This window comes from Mucilaginibacter aureus, assembly GCF_053514885.1.
The window spans coordinates 4,054,821-4,076,114 of the sequence record NZ_CP170601.1 but is presented as its reverse complement, the minus strand read 5'-3'; the positions used below and the strand labels follow the sequence as shown (position 1 = coordinate 4,076,114).

General features: G+C 45.3%; 19 protein-coding genes. 8 read left to right on the top strand and 11 right to left on the bottom strand.

Features of this window, described 5'->3' with window-relative positions:
* Positions 1-66: 66 nt before the first annotated feature.
* A complete protein-coding gene (locus ACFGVR_RS17285; RefSeq protein WP_448698602.1) occupies positions 67-471 on the bottom strand; it encodes a DUF983 domain-containing protein in 405 nt (134 codons plus the stop codon).
* A complete protein-coding gene (locus tag ACFGVR_RS17280; protein WP_448698601.1) occupies positions 468-1,349 on the bottom strand; it encodes a helix-turn-helix domain-containing protein in 882 nt (293 codons plus the stop codon). Before ACFGVR_RS17280 ends, ACFGVR_RS17285 begins: the two co-directional genes overlap by 4 nt.
* A gap of 190 nt (positions 1,350-1,539) precedes the next feature.
* On the opposite strand from ACFGVR_RS17280, the gene ACFGVR_RS17275 reads away from it, so the two are divergent.
* Positions 1,540-2,559, top strand: a complete 1,020-nt coding sequence (locus ACFGVR_RS17275) for an aldo/keto reductase (RefSeq protein WP_448698600.1) — start codon at positions 1,540-1,542, stop codon at positions 2,557-2,559.
* Between the two features lie 86 nt (positions 2,560-2,645).
* On the opposite strand, the gene ACFGVR_RS17270 is transcribed toward ACFGVR_RS17275, so the two are convergent.
* A complete protein-coding gene (locus ACFGVR_RS17270) occupies positions 2,646-3,656 on the bottom strand; it encodes a threonine aldolase family protein (protein ID WP_448698599.1) in 1,011 nt (336 codons plus the stop codon).
* 99 nt (positions 3,657-3,755) lie between these two features.
* On the opposite strand from ACFGVR_RS17270, the gene ACFGVR_RS17265 reads away from it, so the two are divergent.
* The 3 genes from ACFGVR_RS17265 (at position 3,756) to queG (ending at position 5,933) form a co-directional block, all read left to right on the top strand.
* Positions 3,756-4,187, top strand: coding sequence for a cupin domain-containing protein (locus ACFGVR_RS17265; RefSeq protein ID WP_448698598.1), 432 nt, complete (start codon positions 3,756-3,758; stop codon positions 4,185-4,187).
* A 72-nt stretch (positions 4,188-4,259) separates the two neighbouring features.
* Entirely contained in the window at positions 4,260-4,967 is a 708-nt protein-coding gene (locus ACFGVR_RS17260; RefSeq protein ID WP_448698597.1) for a hypothetical protein, read from the top strand.
* Between the two features lie 36 nt (positions 4,968-5,003).
* Positions 5,004-5,933, top strand: a complete 930-nt coding sequence (queG, locus tag ACFGVR_RS17255; RefSeq protein WP_448698596.1) for a tRNA epoxyqueuosine(34) reductase QueG — start codon at positions 5,004-5,006, stop codon at positions 5,931-5,933.
* 41 nt (positions 5,934-5,974) lie between these two features.
* Here queG and ACFGVR_RS17250 read toward each other — a convergent pair whose 3' ends face one another.
* From ACFGVR_RS17250 to ACFGVR_RS17230, 5 genes are all read right to left on the bottom strand, one after another.
* Positions 5,975-7,012, bottom strand: coding sequence for an exonuclease domain-containing protein (locus tag ACFGVR_RS17250; protein WP_448698595.1), 1,038 nt, complete (start codon positions 7,010-7,012; stop codon positions 5,975-5,977).
* A 268-nt stretch (positions 7,013-7,280) separates the two neighbouring features.
* Positions 7,281-7,403, bottom strand: a complete 123-nt coding sequence (locus ACFGVR_RS17245) for a hypothetical protein (protein ID WP_448698594.1) — start codon at positions 7,401-7,403, stop codon at positions 7,281-7,283.
* 89 nt (positions 7,404-7,492) lie between these two features.
* Positions 7,493-8,044, bottom strand: coding sequence for a C40 family peptidase (locus ACFGVR_RS17240; protein ID WP_448698593.1), 552 nt, complete (start codon positions 8,042-8,044; stop codon positions 7,493-7,495).
* Between the two features lie 157 nt (positions 8,045-8,201).
* Positions 8,202-10,811 (bottom strand): DNA mismatch repair protein MutS, encoded by a 2,610-nt coding sequence (gene mutS, locus ACFGVR_RS17235; protein WP_448703044.1) that lies wholly within the window; start codon positions 10,809-10,811, stop codon positions 8,202-8,204.
* 321 nt (positions 10,812-11,132) lie between these two features.
* Entirely contained in the window at positions 11,133-12,185 is a 1,053-nt protein-coding gene (locus tag ACFGVR_RS17230) for a terminase small subunit (protein WP_448698592.1), read from the bottom strand.
* Positions 12,186-13,998: 1,813 nt separating this feature from the next.
* Between ACFGVR_RS17230 and ACFGVR_RS17225 the strand changes: the two genes are divergently transcribed.
* The 4 genes from ACFGVR_RS17225 to ACFGVR_RS17210 all read left to right on the top strand — a co-directional run bounded on the left by ACFGVR_RS17225 (position 13,999) and on the right by ACFGVR_RS17210 (position 17,486).
* Positions 13,999-14,400 (top strand): hypothetical protein, encoded by a 402-nt coding sequence (locus ACFGVR_RS17225; protein WP_448698591.1) that lies wholly within the window; start codon positions 13,999-14,001, stop codon positions 14,398-14,400.
* Between the two features lie 241 nt (positions 14,401-14,641).
* On the top strand, positions 14,642-16,381 hold the full coding sequence (locus ACFGVR_RS17220) for a hypothetical protein (RefSeq protein ID WP_448698590.1): 1,740 nt from the start codon (positions 14,642-14,644) through the stop codon (positions 16,379-16,381).
* A gap of 243 nt (positions 16,382-16,624) precedes the next feature.
* Positions 16,625-16,993 carry a response regulator gene (locus tag ACFGVR_RS17215; protein ID WP_448698589.1) on the top strand — a complete coding sequence of 123 codons (369 nt, stop codon included), beginning with the start codon at positions 16,625-16,627 and terminating at the stop codon, positions 16,991-16,993.
* Positions 16,994-17,030: 37 nt separating this feature from the next.
* Positions 17,031-17,486, top strand: a complete 456-nt coding sequence (locus tag ACFGVR_RS17210; RefSeq protein ID WP_448698588.1) for a hypothetical protein — start codon at positions 17,031-17,033, stop codon at positions 17,484-17,486.
* A 12-nt stretch (positions 17,487-17,498) separates the two neighbouring features.
* Here ACFGVR_RS17210 and pgl read toward each other — a convergent pair whose 3' ends face one another.
* From pgl to gndA, 3 genes are all read right to left on the bottom strand, one after another.
* Entirely contained in the window at positions 17,499-18,206 is a 708-nt protein-coding gene (pgl, locus tag ACFGVR_RS17205) for a 6-phosphogluconolactonase (RefSeq protein ID WP_448698587.1), read from the bottom strand.
* Positions 18,206-19,729 (bottom strand): glucose-6-phosphate dehydrogenase, encoded by a 1,524-nt coding sequence (gene zwf, locus ACFGVR_RS17200; RefSeq protein ID WP_448698586.1) that lies wholly within the window; start codon positions 19,727-19,729, stop codon positions 18,206-18,208. The genes pgl and zwf overlap by 1 nt, the downstream gene beginning before the upstream one ends.
* Before the next feature lie 112 nt (positions 19,730-19,841).
* On the bottom strand, positions 19,842-21,248 hold the full coding sequence (gene gndA / locus ACFGVR_RS17195) for an NADP-dependent phosphogluconate dehydrogenase (protein ID WP_448698585.1): 1,407 nt from the start codon (positions 21,246-21,248) through the stop codon (positions 19,842-19,844).
* Positions 21,249-21,294 lie beyond the last annotated feature (46 nt).

The window sequence follows — 21,294 nt, the reverse complement described above, 5'->3', positions numbered from 1 at the left end:
CCCCACCCAACCCTCCCCTAAAAGGGAGGGCTTTAATTTCAATTCCCCCTTTAGGGGTTAGGGGGCTCAACTCAAATCCGGGTGATAATGCAAACCCGGTGTAAGCCAATGTAACAGCGCCACGCGCGAATACCTGAAATTGAATGGCGATAATAAAACGGAGGCTGATAGTGCTAACGTGATGTATAGCCAGGGATTCATACTGCCGGTAAGTACTGATGTAGCCACACAAATGGTAACCATTTCGGCAACGTTTAAGGCATAGCTTACAAACATGGCCACGTAAAAATAGCCGGGCTCGCGCTCATAAGTAAGGTTACAGTGCGAGCAGGTTTTATGCATTTTTTGCGAATGGAAACCATACATGCTGTTGGCAAACATATCGCCTTTGCGGCAACGGGGGCATTTAGCATGTACGATTGCCGGCCAGGCAGCTAATTTAATTTGTGGTTTATCTGTAGCAGTATTCATGATATTGATTTTAAAGTGTTATTTCTGAATTCTTCAGGCGTTGTACCTGTCGATTTCTTGAAAAATTTGGTAAAATAAGAGTTATCGTTAAAATTGAGGTCGAGTGCAATACCGGTAATGCTCAATTTTGGATTGGTAAGCAAACGTTTGGCTTCCAACAATATGCGGTTTCGAATCACCTCGCCTGCCTGCATGCCTAACAGATCTTTACACAAAGCGTTTAGGTGGTTAGGTGTAATGTAGAGCAATTCTGCATAATCTTTTGGGTGCTTTACTTCGGTATAATGCTGTTCTATCAGTTTCTGAAAGCTTTTGAGCAGGGTTTGATTGTACGATGAAGCGCCCTTAGTTTCGGCAACCTGCTGTAGCTGACCGATAGCGATAAACAACTGTAACATTAGAACCCGTACCATATCATTACCAAATGGTTTTGCAGTGGCAGACTCGGTGACGATCTGTTCGAAAACATTGATCACTTTTTGGTGAATCTCTGTAGGCAGATCGATCACGGCATTTTTTAGATCACCACTTAAAAACGGAAAGCTGTCCAGGTATTCGGGGCGAAGCAAAAACGACTGGAAAAATGATGTTGAAAAGTTGATGATATAGCCATCGGTAACGCCTTCAAAATCCCAGCGGTGCACTTGCCCCGGTACCATAAAGTAGATTTGAAATGGCTTTACGGTAAAGTTTTCAAAGTCGATAGTATGCTGACCGTCTCCTTTTGTAAAAAGTACAACATGGTAAAACGAGTGCCGGTGCGGGAAGATCATATTTTTATGCGCTTCCAGATAGGGCGCCAAACGGCTTACCAAAAGGTCATCATGCCCGGTGGGCGACAGTGAACAAATATCGTATATGGGATAGCTTTGTAGCATGGCACAAATTTAAATACGATAATACCATAATTGTGGTAGTAATTTTATGTTTTGTGGTATTATTCAACGATTGCTGAATTTTGATAACCAACTAAAATTTGCATCATCATCACTATCTCATTTTAGCAAATAGCTTAATATAAGTATAATAAACGCGCTAACTTAGTATCACAAACTAAAATCTGCAGTTATGAAATACAACTTTTTTGGGCACACGGGAATGGTAGTTTCCGAAATATGTTTTGGTACCATGACCTTTGGCGGCACGGGTATGTGGGAAGCCATCGGCAAGGTTCAACAGGCCGAAGTGAACCAACTAATGAAAACGGTGGTCGACTCGGGCATCAACTTTATCGACACAGCCAATATTTACTCATACGGCGATTCGGAGAAATTACTGGGGCAATCCATCATCGACAATGGCTTTAACCGCCACGACCTGGTGATAGCCACTAAGGTACGCGGCCGGATGGGCGAAGGCAAAAACAATGTGGGCCTATCGCGATACCACATCTTTCAGTCGGTTGACGAAAGCCTGCAGCGTTTGCAGCTCGACCATGTGGACGTTTTGTATGTACATGGTGTTGATCCTAAAACCCCGGTTGAGGAAACCATGCGCGCGCTTAATGATATTGTGCTAACTGGCAAAGTGCGTTACATTGCTGTTTGTAACTGGCCGGCCTGGATGGTGATGAAGGCCCAAGGCATTGCCGCGCTTAACGGCTGGAGCAAATTTGAAGGCTTGCAATATTATTATAGCCTTGCCGGTCGTGATATTGAACGTGAAATATTGCCTATGGCGGATGATCAAAAACTTGCCGTGATGCCATGGAGCCCACTGGCAGGTGGTTTCCTTTCGGGGAAGTATACCCGAAATTCGGAGAAAACAGGTGCTAACCGCCGCGATAATTTCGACTTTCCACCGGTAAATAAGGATAAAGCTTACGATATTATTGATGTGATACTGGAGATAGGTAAACAGCACAGTGTATCGGCGGCACAGATAGCCCTGGCATGGGTGCGCCAGCAGCAAGGCATTACCAGCACCATTATAGGTGCTAAAAATGCAGAGCAGCTATTGGACAATATCAAATCGACAGAGATCATACTCAGCGCGGACGAATTGAAACGCATCGACGAAATAAGCGCATTGCCTAAGGAATACCCCGGATGGATGGTTGAACGACAATCGGCAGACAGGGAGATTTAATCAAAAAAGTTCATGGTTGATAGATCATGGTTCATGGTAAGGCAGCTAACAAGTTTCGCCATGAACCATCAACTATGATCTATAAGCTACAGGGACTTCAGACTTTCTATCGTATATTCTACCTGTTCAGGATGCACATCAAGGTGCAGTACAAAACGGATGCGGTGTTTATCGGTACTGTTGGCTTTGATGCCTTTGGCAGCCAGTTTTTTTGTGATAACATCGGCAGCCTCCACCGTATCGAACAACAGGATATTGGTTTCGGCGGGTAAAACATTGCTTACCCACGGTAGTTTGGCCAATTCGGTACCTAATAAGGCGGCGTGGGCATGGTCTATTTTCAGGCGTTCAACGTGGTGATCGAGCGCATAAATTCCGGCGGCAGCTAAAAAACCTGCCTGGCGCATACCACCGCCCATTACTTTGCGGATACGGCGGGCATATTTGATCGTCTGCTTATCGGCAAGCAGCACAGAACCAACGGGTGCGCCTAAACCTTTGGATAAGCAAACCGAAATGCCATCAAAATACTGGCCGTAATCTTCCGGCTTATCGCCTGTATGAACCAATGCGTTAAAAATTCGGGCGCCATCAAGGTGAAGTTTCAGTCCGCGTTCTTTACACAATTTAGCTATAGGTGCTATCTGCGCAAGCGTATAACAACTGCCGCCACCTTTGTTTACAGTATTTTCGAGCACTACCAAACTGGTATTGGGGAAATGGATATTCTCGGCATTGATCTCCGGTTCGATCATTTCGGGTGTCAGGATACCGCGGTCGCCATATAACAAACGTGTAGAAACGCCAGAGTTGAAAGCTATACCTCCACCTTCGTAACGGTAAACATGTGCGGTTTGATCGGCTATCAGTTCGTCAAGCGGTTGGGTAAAGCATTTAATGGCGATCTGGTTGGTCATCGTTCCCGACGGGCAAAACAGGCCGGCTTCCATATTGAACATGGTGGCCAGTTTAGTTTCGAGGGCGTTAATGGTTTCGTCTTCACCAAAAACATCGTCGCCAACTTTGGCGTTCATCATGGCTTCGAGCATTGCAGCTGTAGGCCGGGTAACAGTATCGCTTCTTAAATCAACAATCATAGGAATATAGCTTTATATCGATCATTCAATTTTAGCCAATTAATTTGTATTTACAGCCGTTTTTATAATTTTACTTCGCCTTATTTCAAATCTGTTACAATGAAAGCTCCTAAAGAAACTATCACCCTGGGCGGTTTACAACTTGATTTTTTGCTCGACGGCGAAGACACTAATAACCAAATGGTGATGTTTGAACTCACCATTAAAGCCGGCGCAAAAGTACCGGTACCACATTACCATATTGAGGTTGACGAGGCGCTATACGGTTTAGAAGGCACGCTTACTTCTATTGTTGACGGGCAAAGTATTGAAACCGGGCCTGGCGACCGCCTGTTCATCACCCGGGGGCAAACACATTATCATGATAATTTGAGCGACAAGGATACAAAAGTGCTTTGCGTGCTAACACCCGCATCAATAGGTCCGGCGTATTTTAGAGAGCTTAAAGCTATCCTTATTCCGGGCACGCCGCCTGATCCCCAAAAATCGGCTGAAATTATGTTGCGCCATGGTTTAATCCCTGTCGTATAAATGTAAATTACCCGTTACCCAAACAATAAATCGGCAGTTTTAATGTTTACAGTGCATACGATTATTGTTATTATGAAAATTGGGATCTTATCTTTTGTATTTAGTTTATTGCTGGTTGTAAGTGCAAATGCCCAGATGTTTGGCGGCAAATTTGAGCAAGGTTATTACTATGACATCAACGGTCAGAAAGTTGAAGGACTGATCAACGAAAACACATCCGGCAAAGGGCCTTTGCCAAACGAGGGTTATATTATTTTTAAAGAGAACGATAAAGCCGAAAAGCAAAACTTAAGTGCAAGCATGATACGCGGTTTTGTAGTTGGAGCGGATAGCTTTATAGTAGCCCACGCACCTCGTTTGGGCGCATGGTCAAAATATGAGCTCGATTTTTTACGTGTAGTGATCAATGATTCGACAAGATTATATACCATTACCGGCAGCGACCGTGGTAAGGAAGGTCGCAGTGGTTCGAGGCCTGCAATATCAACCGGTTTAGGGATAGGCGGCGGCTATGGCGGCGGCCTTGGTATGGGTCTGTCGCTAGGCAGCGGCTTGTTTGGCGGCGGTGGCGGTAGTTCGCACCCTGTTTACTATTACGGATCGGGTGTTGGCGATATGGTTGAGATCAACAAGCAGAATTTTGTGGCTGCTATGAGCGAGGTTTTAGCAGCCGAGCCCGAAGCAGTTAAAAAAGTTATGGACAAAAAATACAAGCTTGGCGATATGGATGACCTGCTCAAATATTATCACAAGCTGCGCGAAGAGCATAGTAATCAGTAATAAAGCGTAAAGGCTTTAAATACTTATCTTTGCACAATGCTGCAAAATAAAGCCAACTATACCAAAATGATCAAAAACTGGGCCCGCGAGCTTGGTTTTATGGATTGCGGTATAGTACAGGCCGGTTTCCTGGAAGAAGAAGCACCGCGCTTAGAAAGCTGGCTGAACAAAGGTTTTCATGGCGAAATGCAGTACATGGAAAACTATTTTGACAAACGGCTCGATCCGCGATTGCTGGTCGACGGCGCAAAATCAGTTATCAGCTTAAGCTTAAACTACTATACAACCGAGCAGCAGCTTACCGCTGATGCGCCCCGGATATCCAAATACGCTTACGGGGCTGATTATCACGATGTGATCAAAGACAAGCTAAAGCAATTGCTACAACTCATTACCGAAAACATTGGCGAGGTAAACGGCCGTGCGTTTGTTGATTCGGCACCTGTGCTGGATAAAGCCTGGGCAAAAAAGGCTGGCCTGGGTTGGGTAGGTAAAAACGCCAACCTGATCAGCAAAAATGCGGGTTCCTTCTTCTTTTTAGCTGAACTGATTGTTGATCTGGAGCTGGAATATGACGTACAGCCTACCGCCGACCACTGCGGTACCTGCACCCGCTGCATTGATGCCTGCCCTACCGATGCTATTGTAGGGCCTTACCTGGTTGACGGCAGTAAATGCATTTCCTATCTCACCATCGAACTAAAGAACGAAATACCTTCAGGTTTTAAGGATAAAATGGATGGCTGGATGTTTGGCTGTGATGTTTGCCAGGATGTTTGCCCCTGGAACCGGTTTTCAGTTTTGAACCAGGAACCTGCTTTTCAACCCCACCCCGATTTGCTGGGCATGACCAAACGCGACTGGGAAGAAATTACCGAAGATACCTTTAAAAAGCTATTTAAAGGATCGGCTGTAAAGCGCACCAAATTTGCCGGGTTGAAAAGAAATATCGATTTTATCAAATGAACATCAAAAAGGTGCTCCTGTAAGAGCACCCCTATGTTTTATTATCCCTTTTTAAACTTATCGGCCAGCTGTTTCAGCATATCGTTATCAATAGGCTTGGCAGGTTCGTCTTTTCTATCCTTACGGGGAACAAACGCCGGGTTTGGCCGCGATACAAAAGGTTTTTTTGCAGGTTGCACAGGCTGTGGCTGAGCAGTTGCCTGTTTCTTTTCCGGAAGTGTTTCGGTTACGGGTTTGGGGGCAACAGGTTTTTGCTCGGGCTTAGCCTGCTCTCTTTTGGCGGTGTAACGCTTATAGATCTGCTCGAGCTTGCGTTTGGTGTATAACGGAAAATCGCCCTGCATCATCCAGGCGTAGTAGCTTGGCTCGGCCTTAAATACGTCCTCTACCTTTTTGCCTTTATGTTTGCCAAAGTTAAACAGTTCTTCGCCGGCTTCGCTGTATACCATACGTCCGGCAAAATCAACCGGTTTATTCATATTGGTAAAGTGGTGTAAACCTTCCACATCGTTAACAACGGGCTTGGTTTTTACGCCTTTTTTATCCTCAAATTCCACATCAGCATAGCGTTCAACCTGCGCTAATAATACCTCCATGGTAGCACGGGTATCTGCCTCGGCACTGTGTGCGTTAACAATATCCTTACCACAATAAAACTGGTAAGCAGCGCGTAAGGTGCGTTGTTCCATTTGGTGGAATATGTTTTGTACATCAACAAAATGGCGCTCCTCAATATCAAAAGGATGCTCCACGCGTAAAAACTCCTCCATCAGCATGGGTATATCAAACCGGTTTGAGTTATATCCGGCAAGGTCGCTATCGGCAATAAAATCAGCTATTTCGCTTGCTGCATTTTTAAAGGTAGGGGCATCAACCAAATGTTCTTCATAGATGCCGTGTATGAGGGATGATTCGAGCGCGATAGGCATTTCGGGGTTTATTCTCCAGGTTTTCACCTCTTCGCTTCCATCAGGGTTTAGTTTGATAACAGATATTTCTACTATGCGGTCAACGCCAATATTGGTACCGGTAGTTTCCAGGTCAAAAAAAGCAAGGGGGCGTTTTAAATTTAATTTCATTTGTATTTCTTCAAAGTGCAAAGGTGGTAAAATCTACAAAAAATAACTTATAATTTAAAAAAAGTGTGCAAACTAAATTTTATAACGCTCATGCTGATTTTAAAAAAATATGAGTATGTTTCGGGTGCTTTTTGATATTAAATAGGACGAAATTTTTACTCCTCATTTCTATTCTGCTCTATTACAAACAAGCTGCTGCACAGGATTTTGACTATGGTCAATACGATGCCGATAACTATACGCTGACGATGGAGAAGAAGTAGTGTTCTTAGCTAAAGATAATGATGCCCAACACAATGCCTGCCACCATAATTACGTAAAGCAGTATCTCGTTACTCGCAAATTTTTTGTATTTGGTCCAAAAGGAGTAGTCTGTTTTTTTGTCGGCCATGATACCGCAAATTTACAAAAAATACCGCTGAAGTACCTGGATAAAACAATGCTAATTTCTCCTTTCCGGCGAGGATTTAAGTGGGGTTGCTACTCACCCGCTACCGATGCGATAACCGAGCCGCAGCGCGAAAAGTACTTGTAAGTATACGGATCATGCAATCTTACAATGATAACGCCCTTGCTGGTGCTGGCGTGCACCACAAAACCGTTTTGCAGATACACCCCTACGTGGCTGAATTTCTTGCCGTCGTAATCCCAAAACACCAGGTCGCCCTCCTGCAGCTCCTCTTCGTATTTGCGTTTGATAACCGTTACCTGCTGACTGGTAACCCTTGGCAGCGTAACGCCATAAACCTGTTGCTGCAGCAGCTGCACAAAGCCCGAGCAGTCAATACCGCTTTTATCCTGCCCGCCAAAATGGTAAGGCGTGCCGTACCAGTCTTCAATAAAGGCATATAACCGGCCGTTGGTAATGTCGCTTTTTTCAACGCCCATCAGGTCCGCATATTTTGAGGCTACCGAACCCGATGCTTTCACTATCTCGCCCGGCTTACCCTTCATAGCTGCTTTACGCGAATGACAACCCGACAATACAACAAGCACAACAAAGGCGATAAGATAGAAGCGGCTAAATTTCATACCCTAAAAATAGAAGCTAATAACGTTGGCCCGTAACAGATATTACTAACATATCCACAGAGCAGAGTCAAGATGTAAGAATCAAGATCCAAGACAAAGGAAAATTTTATGCCCGTCTTGATTCTTGGCTCTTGATTCTTGATTCTTGATTCTCATTTCAACTCTTGATCATCCTTTGTATCTCGTCCAGCTTCATCATGGCCTCAACCGGTGTCAGGGTGTTTACATCCAGGTTGTTCAATACATCGCGTATCTTCACCAGCACCGGGTCGTCAATGCTAAACATCTGCATCTGCACCGCTTGTTTTTGTACTTTTTTGATGCTCTCTTTTATGCTCTCGCCACCTGTACGTTCGGCCTCGAGTTTTTTGAGTATCTCGTTGGCGCGGCTCAAAACCTTTGGAGGCATCCCCGCCAGCTTGGCTACGTGTATCCCAAAGCTGTGCTCACTGCCGCCCGGAACAAGCTTGCGTAAAAAGATGATCTTATGCCCTATTTCCTTAACGGTCACGTTATAATTTTTGATCCGGTTAAACGAATTACTCAGTTCGTTCAACTCGTGGTAATGCGTGGCAAATAACGTTTTGGCTTTCGCCGAAGGATGGTTGTGCAGGTATTCGGCAATGGCCCAGGCAATGGATATACCGTCATAGGTCGATGTTCCGCGGCCAATTTCATCCAGCAGTATTAAGCTTCTGTCGCTCAGATTATTCAAAATACTGGCCGTTTCGTTCATCTCCACCATAAACGTCGATTCGCCCGACGACAGGTTATCCGATGCGCCAACCCGAGTAAATATCTTGTCCACCAAACCAATATTGGCTTGTTTGGCCGGTACAAAGCTGCCCATCTGCGCCATCAGCACAATAAGGCCCGTTTGCCGCAGCAGCGCCGATTTACCCGCCATATTCGGACCGGTAATGATGATGATCTGCTGCGTTTCCGAATCCAGGAACACATCATTGGTAATATACTCCTCGCCTATCGGCAAACGCTGTTCAATAACCGGATGGCGGCCCCCTTTGATCTCGATCACTTTGCTGTCGTCAATTTCCGGCTTTACATAGTAAAATTTGATGGCGATAGTGGCAAAGTTGAGCAATACATCCAGCTGCGCCACCAAATGGGCATTCAGTTGTATCGGTTTGATGTATTCGGTTAACGCATAAAGTAACTCGTTATACAGGCGTGTTTCCAGTGCAAGTATCTTTTCTTCGGCGCCTAATATCTGCTCTTCGTATTCCTTCAGTTCGGGCGTAATGTAACGCTCGGCGTTTACCAGCGTTTGTTTACGGATCCACTCCGTTGGCACCTTATCCTTGTGCGCATTGCTCACTTCCAGGTAATAACCAAACACGTTATTAAAAGCTACTTTTAGCGATGGTATTTTGGTCAGTTCAGCTTCGCGCTTTTGTATCTCCAGTAAATAACCCTTGCCGCCAAAAGCGATCTTACGCAAACGGTCAAGCTCCGCATCAATTCCTTCGGCAATCACACCGCCTTTGATCACCATTACCGGCGGATCGGCCTGTATCTCGCTTTCTATCTTCTCGCGGATCAGCGTACAGGGGTTCAACTGCTCGCCTATTGTCTTCAAAGCCTTGCTTTCGCTGGCCCCGCAAATATTCTTGATCAGCTCAATGCTGCCCAGTGCTTTTTTTAACTGCCAAACCTCGCGTGGATTCGCCTTTTGCAGGCCGATTTTCGATATCAGTCTTTCCAGGTCGCCTATCTGGCGGATATGCTGTTTCAGTTCTTCGCGCAATTCTTCGTGCCCAACCAGGTATTCCACCACATTCAGCCTGTCCTCAATGGGCTTGCGTTCTTTCAGCGGCATCACTATCCAGCGGCGCAGCATCCGCGCACCCATTGGCGAGCAAGTGTGGTCAAGCACATCAACCAGGGTAACCGCGTTCTCGTTTGCCGAACCGATCAGTTCCAGGTTGCGGATACTATACCTGTCGAGCCATAAATACCGGTCCTCTTCAATCCGGCTTATCGCCGATATATGCTGCAGGTTACGGTGTTCTGTCTCGTTCAGATAATGCAGCGCCACACCAGCGGCTATAATACCCAAATTCAGTTTCTCAACCCCAAAACCTTTCAGCGATTTTACCTCGAAATGTTTCAGCAGCGTTTCTGTAGCGTAATCGCCGCTGTACGGCCATTCATCCAGGTAATAGGTATAAAACCTATCGCCAAAAACCTCCTTAAACTCGGCGCTGCGTGTTTTAGGCATAATTACCTCGCTCGGGTTAAAGCTTTGCAGCAGCTTGTCAATATAGTCGCTGTTGCCCTGGGCGGTCAAAAACTCACCGGTTGATATATCCAGCAGGGCAATACCCACACTGTTCTTTTCAAAATACAGCGAGGCCAGGTAGTTGTTACTTTTTTGCTGAACAATGTTATCGCTGTAAGCAACGCCTGGTGTAACCAGTTCGGTAACGCCGCGTTTTACAATGGTTTTGGTGGTTTTCGGGTCCTCCAGCTGGTCGCAAATGGCCACCCGCTGCCCGGCACGCACCAGTTTAGGCAAATAAGTATCCAGCGAATGGTGCGGAAAGCCCGCCAGTTCGATATGTGTAGCCGCGCCGTTGGCCCTGCGGGTAAGCACAATGCCCAAAATACCAGCGGCCTTCACGGCGTCTTCGCCAAAGGTTTCGTAAAAATCGCCCACGCGAAAAAGCAGCAAGGCACCAGGGTATTTCACCTTGATGGCGTTATACTGCTGCATTAACGGTGTTTCTTTAACAGCTTCTTTAGCCAAAGTATGTTCCAATTGATATAATCCGTAAAGTTAAATTAATGCCACGGCTTTGACTACGATGTTGAAAAATCGCCCATTGTGGATTACCCTATAGATAATGTGCAGATGTGCAAATTAAAAACGCGTCATGCTGAACTTGTTTCAGCACCCCTCAGGACAATCTCTGCGCATTTCGCTTCCGACTTCGTGCTTTCAGCTCCCAAAACACAGGGTGGGTAAATGTGGGTATTTTCACAAAAAGTTTCCCGGCACTGGCTTCAGTTTGCAGCTGAAGCCCACAGATCATTTCAGTCTGCGACTGAACCTTACAACATCCACACATTATCTCCAGCACTTCGCCTGCTCCTTCCGTTCCTTCCTTGTTGCTTCATCCACCAACCTCCCCGTTAAACCGCCCGAAACAAAAGCAGGCTGCGGTGTTGCAGGTTCCTGATCTCCTGATTCCGCGCTCTCCTCAAAATCCACCCCCTGCTTCCATTGTTTCAGCGTCACCTTCCAGGCTTTGTTGCATTCAGTGGGGTCCATTCCTTCAGGTATTTTTCTAACCGTCTGCCAGCCTTCGCCAAGCGGCGGGCAGTTTGGCTTCAGCAAGATGGCCGATGTTTCATTAGTTAGATATTGCGGCGCAGGCAACGGGTGATACTTAACCGGCGCCGGATCCGCCCATTCGTCGTCGTCTTCAGACTCCAGACTCTCCCCAAACTCTTCCGACTCAGAACTCCCGACTTCCGGACTATCCCCCCTTCGTGCCTTACAAGCCGCCCTTGCCTGCGCCACAGCTACTTTACATTCCGTATCCCAGGGGTAATATTCATCAGCATCCTCATCGTAATAATCATCGTCGTCCTCGTTCTCTTCATCCTCAAACAGCTCATCATCAAAAGTATCATCGTCGTCCAGCTTAGCAGAGTCAAGAAACACATACTCCTTTTCAGGCTCTTCTTCCTCCATATCGTAAAACCGCAGGTGTCTGGCTATCTTTTCCAGTGCTGATAGTTTATTATTTAATCGGATAAACGAGGTCTGCCCGTCCTTACCATCAGTAATCTTCATGCACCACAGCGCCGCGGCTTCGTCATCGGTCAGCTCGTGCACACCTTTCATTGTACCATCGCTGTGGTAATAGTTGCGCATATTGCCAAAAGCAATTTTGCTCAGTTCGGTTAGCAGCATCTCGTGGTTTATTTTTGCTTTGCGCGATACCTCTTCCGTGCGCTGCTGCAAATAATAAGCAATCTTTGGTATCCGCATCAGCGCGCCGCTCAGGGCCGTGCTACCGCTATACCCGGCCCGCAAAGCCGCTTTGGTCGCATTCAGGTCGATCAAATATTCATCGCAAAATTTTTGTTGTTTAGGAGTTAAAATAAGTTCCATTTTATAAGTGGGGTTAAGATTTACAGGAAAGGAATTGGCACATGGGTTCATGGTCAATAGCAGGAAGAATGTTCAAAAAAGAGACCTGTAGAAAACTATGGTCTATGGTCCATCGACTATGGACTCACCATAAAAATAAGCATTACCCACCGCAAAGTAGTCTCACAGTTTTAAGACTACCAGCCCTTAAACTTGCGCCAGTAAAAAAGCCTGCTTACATTACATACCTAAAATATTATTTAATGGCGCGCCGGGCAGACAGAACGCTGGGCCAGCGCAGGGGTGAATGCCGGTTTAGCTTTTCTGAGTGGAGCGCAGCGGAATGGGAAAGCTAAAAACCGGCAGGGCGGGCAGAAGGATCGTGCTGTCTTGATTTATTCACTATTTTAATTCAGCATGTGGTCGGTGTTATCACCGCACCACACTATGAGCGCAAGGGCCTGCTCACGTTGCAATACTTAAATATTATTAAATGGCGCTGGGCAGACAGAACGCCGGGCCGGCGCAGGGGTGAATGCCGGTTTAGCTTTTCTAAGTGGAGCGCAGCGGAATGGGAAAGCTAAAAACCGGCAGGGCGGGCAGAAGGATCGTTCTGTCTTGATTTTTGGTTACTTTTCATCAAGGAAAAGTAACTAGGCCCCCGCGGCTATGAGCGGAAGAAGAATACAGTTCGAAACGAATAGTACCCTAAGCTATACGGATCGTCACAAGTTCAGCATGTGGTCGGTGTTATCACCGCACCACACTATGAGCGCAAAGGTGCGGTGATAACACCGACCTTAGGCTGAATATTATTTAATGGCGCGCTGGGCAGACAGAACGCCGGGCCGGCGCAGGGGTGAATGCCGGTTTAGCTTTTCTAAGTGGAGCGCAGCGGAATGGGAAAGCTAAAAACCGGCAGAGCGGGCGGAAGGATCGTTCTGTCTTGATTTTTTGTTACTTTTTTATCAAGAAAAAAGTAAGAGCCCTTCCGCGGCGGCGAGCGGAAGAAGAATACAGTTCGAAACGAATAGTACCCTAAGCTATACGGATCGTCACAAGTTCAGCATGTGGTCGGTGTTATCACCGCACCACACTATGAGCGCAAAGGTGCGGTGATAACACCGACCTTAGGCTGAATATTATTTAATGGCGCGCTGGGCAGACAGAACGCCGGGCCGGCGCAGGGGTGAATGCCGGTTTAGCTTTTCTGAGTGGAGCGCAGCGGAATGGGAAAGCTAAAAACCGGCAGGGCGGGCAGAAGGATCGTTCTGTCTTGATTTTTGGTTACTTTTCATCAAGGAAAAGTAACTAGGCCCCCGCGGCTATGAGCGGAAGAAGAATACAGTTCGAAACGAATAGTACCCGATAGCTATACGGATCGTCACAAGTTAACCCACCACACTACCAGCCCTTAAACTTGCGCCGGTAAAAGCAACCCTGCACTGGCTTCAGTTTGCAACTGAAGCCTACAGATAAATTTCAGTCTGCGACTGAACCTTACAACATTCAAACATTCCAACCTTCCAACACCCCAAAAAAAATTTTCCGGTTAAATCACGATACAAATACGGTGTTTTCACGGTATGCCGGCATCGGTAACCGCTGTACCTTTACATCAGTTAATTAAAGGGGATCTGTTACCTGGGCACCATGGCAAATCTAATTTGCCTGGTGCACACAGGGGCAGGAAAAGTAAAAAAAGATGTTCTTATCAGGTAAGCACAACATAGAACTCAGCCACCCCAGGGCAGCATTTCTAAACATTCAACCTAAACCACTAAGCAAAAAAGACCAAGAAAAAACGATCATAGCCGAATTTAGACAGCAAACCATGAACTTAACTCCATCTACAAGCCAATCTCAATTTACCTGGAATAAATGGGAAAATAACCAGTCGGGGATACTAAAATCAATCAAAGATTTTTTTGCCGATCTGTTTGCTGATAAAGATTACCTGCAAAAAAAAGAGCAGTTTTTACTGATCAAAGAACTGCAGCTTAAAACTTTCGAGTTAGAGCATTTAAAACGCGAGCTGGTTGAAAAAGAAACATTGCTCAAAAAAATGTCATACCACCAAAGCCATATGGTACGCCGTCCGTTAGCTAATATATTAGGCATCACCCGGCTGATACACGCCTATATTAAAGAACATCCGGATGCCGATCTGTCACAACTGATTAATTTCCTGCAGCTCAGTTCCGACGAATTAGACGATGCCATTAAAAACCAATAGCTAAACCATACAATTAATTGGTTATTTTTGTTACCACTACCTGTGTTGTTGATATACGTTGCTAACCCGTTCTGCCTGTAATTTACCCAAACCATCTTTTATACTCTGCGTATAAAAGTAACTGTTTTTTGGCGTTGCAGCATAACTACAACTTGCCAGGTATTGTAACATGGAGCATCATATTCCTTTTCCCCCAGGTAATTATGATAAGGATCGGCTTTTTTTAAAGCCAATTTACCTCTTGCTGTGTCAAATCATCCTGGTTTCGTTATTGATCATTCCTGCTAAGGCGCAAACGGTGCCTCAAACAAATGCGGGCAATATCTTTCAGTTCCTCACTTCTTTACCCGCATCGCAAAGAGTTGATACAGCGCGTACAGTATACAAGGTTAACTGCCGTAAACTACCGGTGGCTAAAGCCATGCAAAAGCTCGACGGCTTAACTACCCTTGCCCGTACCTTAGGCGATCTGCCGCTCGAATGCGCCGTGTACGAAATGCGCGCCGACTATTACTCTGTAAACTCCGGTTTTACCGCCACCGGCATCTATTATTATAACCAGGCCGTAAGCTTTGCGCAGCAGCACGGCTTAAAACTCGAGGAAGGAATTTATATCCATAAAAAAGCGCTTTACTATGCATTGTTTAAACGCAACACCATCGCCTGCCGGTATTTTTTAGACGCCCAGGAAATATTTACTACCATTGGCCCAAACAACGTGCCCGACATTGCACTATACCTTCAGGACTTTGCCATATTTTATTACAGCATAGGCGATTATGATGAATGCCGGACATATCTAACCCAGGCACTTCAGTACGATATCCCCAAACTACGCAACAGGATAAGCATGACCAATACCCTTGGTTTGATCTATCGAAATTACGAGCAGTATCCGCAAGCACTGTCTGTATTCAACAAAGTACTTAGCATGGCAGCAGCCGGTAATGATACAGCCTGGGTGGGAATAGCTAACGGCAATATTGGCTCGGTATATTTTATGCAAAAACAATACCTCAAAGCCCTACCCTACATCGAAACCGATTACCGGGTGTCGTTAAAACATCAACAAAACCTCAATGCGGCAATTGCACAACTTAGGCTGGCGCGGATAAGCCTGGAAACCGGTCAACTCGATAAAATGAACGCGCAACTTGCTACTATCGAGCCTTTGCTCCGGCAGGACAAAACCAATGTATTAAAATATCAAACCGAGCTTTATAAGCTAAGTGCAGAGTATTATGAAAAAACCGGTAATTTAAGGCAGGCTCTGCTCTTCAGGCAGCAATATGAAAACGCGAAAGACAGCCTGATAAAACAGGATAACATTGCCGCCGTAGACCGCGTGAGCCTGCAGTGGGAAAAAGATAAACACCTCATCCAGCTTGACAAGCTTAAGGCCAACTCGCGCATAGCTACAACACAAATGGCTTTTATAATTGCTTTGTTGCTTGTTATATTGATCGCTTTTGTGGTGATGTACCGGCGCCGCATAACACAGGTTAAAAAAGACAAGGACGTGTTGTTTTCTCAAAAATCCAATGTTGATGAAGACCTGAAAAATGCCACGGCAGCATTGGCTATTTATACTAAGAGCTTAAAAAATAAGAACGAAATAATTGAGCAGTTCAGAAAAAAGGTCGATCAGTTACAATCTCACGTGCATGAAGAGATGGAGATCGAAAAACTCAATAACCTGGTTCAAACCCACATCATGACAGATGAGACCTGGAACGAATTCAAAAAATTATTCAGTAAGGTACATGGCAGTTTCTTTTCAAACCTGTCTGCTCATTATCCTAAAATATCTGTAGCCGATATCCGCCTGTTATCACTCATCAAATTAGGATTAAACAACCGCGAAATGGCAAATATGCTCGGCATTACCGTCGAAGGAATCAAAAAAGCAAAACAGCGCCTCCGTAAAAAAATGGATCTTGGGCCTAATGAAAACATTGAAGCTGCGATATTAAATTTTTAATCTCGTCTTGTTTTCTTTTAACGACTATTTTCATTCCTAAATATCAGTCATTTACGTTTGTTTAATATATTTCAATTAATAGTTAAACATTTGTCCACCTTTTGTCCACCCGCCAAATTAGCTCTAACGCCATAATTCTAATATATTAGAAACAATATTTACATCTACGAAAAACAGGGTTAAGGTTATCTGGTAAACATCCCCCGGTTTATTTAAATAATTGTATTAGCCGATAAATATAAAATGTCAAATCTTAACATCTATATTGTTGAAGATGAACCCCTAATTTCAGCTTCGTTAAAACATATAATTTTGGGTGCGGGCCATAAAATCATTGGCATCGCTGCTTCGTATGACCAGGCCATACACGATCTGCAAAAAAGCAACGTGCATCTCGTGGTAACAGATATTATGCTCGAGGGCACCAAAACCGGTGTTGATCTGGCAAAATATATAAATGAAAATTTAAAAATTCCATTTATATACCAGTCTTCGGTTAGCGATCCGGAGATTATTAACGATGCTTTAAAAACAGGCCCTTTGGCTTATCTGGTAAAACCGGTAAATAAAATGGTACTCTTAAATGCCATAGCTACCATACCAAACACATAGGTATATTATTTGTTAACCGTTTATTAAAAAGAACGATATGAACCAGCAAATAACCAACAGTATTCTGATCAACGCTTCGCCAAATGTGATATGGGACATGATAACAAATGAAAGTGTGCTGGTAGACGATCTGACCTCCGTATCCGATTGGAACCGCGGCAGCGCCAATGATTATTATTTAAACGTAGATCAAAGCAGGTTAAGAATCTGGAAAGGCAAAGTTACCGAAGCAGTTGCCCCCTATTACCTGGAGCAGAAGGTATTTTCTAATTTATGGAATATTGCTGATGTACCGGAAAACTATCTTACCACGCAGTATATCGTATGTCCTTTTAATGGCAGTACCATGTTAACTATCATTCAAAAAGATTTTGCACCTGTATCACACGGCGAAGAACGTTACCTGTCTGCGTTAAACTGGTGGAAGTTTATTATGCCTAAAATTAAAAACAAGGCCGAAAAATCTCTCTCAGAACAGCCTATCGCGTCCTGAAAGAGATCTTGGTTAAAGTTTAGTAGCCGCAGCTTTATCTAAAAACCAATCCACATTCTTGCGGATCAGCTGTGCCGGGTATTGATCAATATCTGTAGCATCTTTCAGCACATGATGCACAGCTTCTGCCTTGCCTTCGCCATACACCAAAAAAGCAATTTTATGCGCATGGTTTATCAGCGGTGCCGTAAAGCTGATGCGATATGCATTCACATTCTCTCCCACCCAAACAGATTTTACGCTTGGTGTATCATCATGCAATATCGGTGTATGCGGAAACAGTGATGCCGTATGCGAGTTATCACCAAGCCCAAGCAGTATCAGGTCAAATGTAGCCCTAAAACCAAAAAACCGGTTAATGGTATCGGTATAGGCCTGCGCAGCATCTGCCGGCGGTAATGATGTATTTACCTTATGTATTTGCGACGACCGGATCTTTAACGGCTCAAACAAAGCCTTTGTTGCCATCAAAGCATTGCTGTCCTTATCCGTATCAGGTACATCGCGTTCATCTCCAAAAAAGAAATAGATCTTCGTCCAGTCAACCTTCTGTTTGTATTGAGCTGAAGCCAGCAGTTCGTAAAGTTTTTTTGGCGAGCTTCCGCCCGATAACACCACGGTGAAACTTCTCTTTTCCAGCATAGCATCATTAGCAGCCCGAACAAAATAGTCAGCAAGCGCGGTTAGTACCTCATCGGTGGTATCAAATACATGCAGCATTATTTCTTCTTTTTATTGTTATTTAACGGCAAGGTAAACCAATGGAAACCATCGCGGGCAATTAATGCTTCCGCGGTTTCGGGCCCCCACGAGTCCGCCGAATAATTCGGGAAGTTAATGCTCTTTCGCGATTCCCATGTTTTCAATATCGGCATGATCAGTTCCCAGGCTTCTTCAACCTGGTCGCCGCGCATAAATAAGGTCTGGTCGCCCAGCATCGTATCCAGCAATAACGTTTCGTAAGCTTCGGGAGCGTCGCTGGTGTAGGTACCGCTGTAGTCAAACACCATATCAACAGTATTCAATATCATATCCAGACCCGGACGCTTGGCTTGCACCTGCAAACGGATGCTCATTTCGGGCTGTATGCTGATGATGAGCCTGTTCTGCTGCCAGCTTTCGGTAGCCTCGGCCGGGAAAACGCGGTGCGGCACATCCTTGAACTGTATGCTGATCACCGATGATGATTGGTGCAACCTTTTACCTGTACGGAGGTAGAACGGCACGCCCTGCCAGCGCCAGTTATCGATAAAGAACTTAATGGCGGCAAAGGTCTCGGTGTTCGATTCAGGGTTAACTTTCGATTCCTCGCGATATCCGGGCACTTCTTTACCTTCTATCCAACCCTTGCCGTATTGACCACGCACGGTACTCATCCGCACATCATCAGCCGAAAAGCGACGCATAGCGCGCAATACTTCCACCTTGCGGTTACGCAGTTCATCCGAGTTAAAGTTGATAGGCGGCTCCATCGCTACCAGGCAAAGCAATTGCAAAAGGTGGTTCTGCACCATATCACGCAAAGCGCCCGCGCCATCGTAATAGTCGCCCCGTTCGCCCATGCCCAATTGCTCCGTTACCGATATCTGTACGTGCTGTATATTATCACGGTTCCATATCGGCTCCAGTATCGAGTTGGCAAAACGGAAGGCCATAATGTTCTGCACAGTCTCTTTACCCAGATAATGATCTATACGGTATATCTGTTTTTCATCAAAGATACGGCTCAGCAAGTGGTTGAGTTCTTTAGCCGTTTCCAGATCATGCCCAAAGGGCTTTTCTATCACGATGCGCGTCCTTTCGGCATCATCTGCCAGGTGTGCCTTAGAAAGGTTAGAAGCGATGATCGGGAAGAAATTTGGCGATACCGCAAGGTAGTAGATCACATATGGATCTTGCCCCCATTCTGCTTTATATTCTTCGATCCGCTTGCCGAACTCTTTATAGGTGTCGTGATCGTTAACATCCGATACCTGGTAAGCCAGGTGTTTCGCAAATGGGTCCCATTTATCTTTTTTTGCTTTCCCGCTGCGCGAGAACTGGTTGATGCCCTCTAATACCCTGTCGCTAAAATCCTCATTACTGAGTTTGGTACGGCCGGTACCGATGATGGCGAATTGCTCGGGCATCCAGCCATCTAAATATAAATTATAAAGCGCCGGGCCAATTTTGCGTTGGCTCAGGTCGCCGGTGCCACCAAAAATAACAAATATGGTAGGCTGTGATCTGATTATCGATTTCATTTTTTCTTTTTAAAAATGTTCATGATTCATGGCTGATAGTTCATAGAAAACCTCACTATTTAATATATGAACCATATCCATGAACTATCAACTATGATCTATGAACTATGAACTAAGACTTCGGCATCCATTGCGTATGGAACACGCCTTCCTTACCAATTAATGCATAAGTATGTGCCCCAAAATAATCGCGTTGCGCCTGTGTCAGGTTTGATGGCATGCTCTCCGTACGGAAGTTGTCAAAATAGCTTAAAGAAGCCGAATAGGCAGGTGTAGCAATGCCCGCTGTAACGGCGGCACTGATAACCGCGCGCGTACCCGCCAGATTTTGCTGTACAAGTTTTTGCACGTCGGCATCCAACAGTAAATGCTGCAGATCTTTATCTTTTCCGTAAGCGCCGTAAATGTTCTCTAAAAATTTAGAGCGAATAATACAGCCGCCGCGCCATATTTTGGCTATCTCATCCAGCTTTAACTCATATTTATATTCAGCCGAAGCGCGCGACAACATATGCATACCCTGCGCATAGGTAATGATCATGCTGAAAAAGTAAGCATCTTCCAATGATTTTAAAAAGCTGTCTTTATCTGTTTTGATAGGCTCACTTTTTCCGTATAGTTTGGATGCCTGTGTACGCATCGCTTTGTATTTAGACAGGTCGCGCATCGATACCGCCGAATCCACCGATGGGATCGGTGCTTCCAGGTTCATCGCTTCCTGCGATGTCCATTTACCGGTACCTTTGGCACGGGCCTCATCTTTAATATCGTTTACCAGCAGGTGATTGGCACCGGGTTCTTTATACGTAAAAATATCACGGGTTATCTCGATCAAAAATGATGATAAGCGGCCGGCGTTCCATTTTTCAAATACACCATGTATTTCGGTATCGCTTAAGCTTAAACCATTACGCAGTAGCTCATAAGTTTCGGCTATCAGTTGCATTAATGCATACTCAATACCATTGTGCACCATCTTAACAAAGTGCCCCGATGCTCCCGGACCAATATAAGTCACGCAAGGCGCGCCGTCAACCTTCGCCGCTATCGACTCCAGTATAGGCTTCATCACATTATAAGCCTGCTTATCACCGCCCGGCATCATGCTTGGGCCCTTACGCGCACCTTCTTCACCACCCGATACACCCATACCAAAAAAGTGGTATCCTTTGCTCTCCAGGTAATCAACACGGCGGTTGGTATCGGTAAAGTGCGAGTTACCGCCATCTATCAGTATATCGCCTTTATCCAAAAACGGTATCAGCTCTTCAATCACTTCATCTACAATTTTGCCTGCAGGCACCAGCATCATAATGGCTCGTGGCTTGTTCAGGCTCTCAATAAACGGCTTCACTTCGCTAAAACCTTTTACATTGCCTTTTTTTGCTTCAGCCTCTAACTGTACGCCTTTTGAAGCGTCCTTATCAAAGCCTGCGCCATTAACACCATGATCGGCCATGTTCAACAGCAAGTTGCGGCCCATGGTACCCAGGCCTATCATACCAAAATCGTATTTCATATGTGGTTATTGGTTATTTAAGCCCCTCCCAACCCTCCCCGGTAGG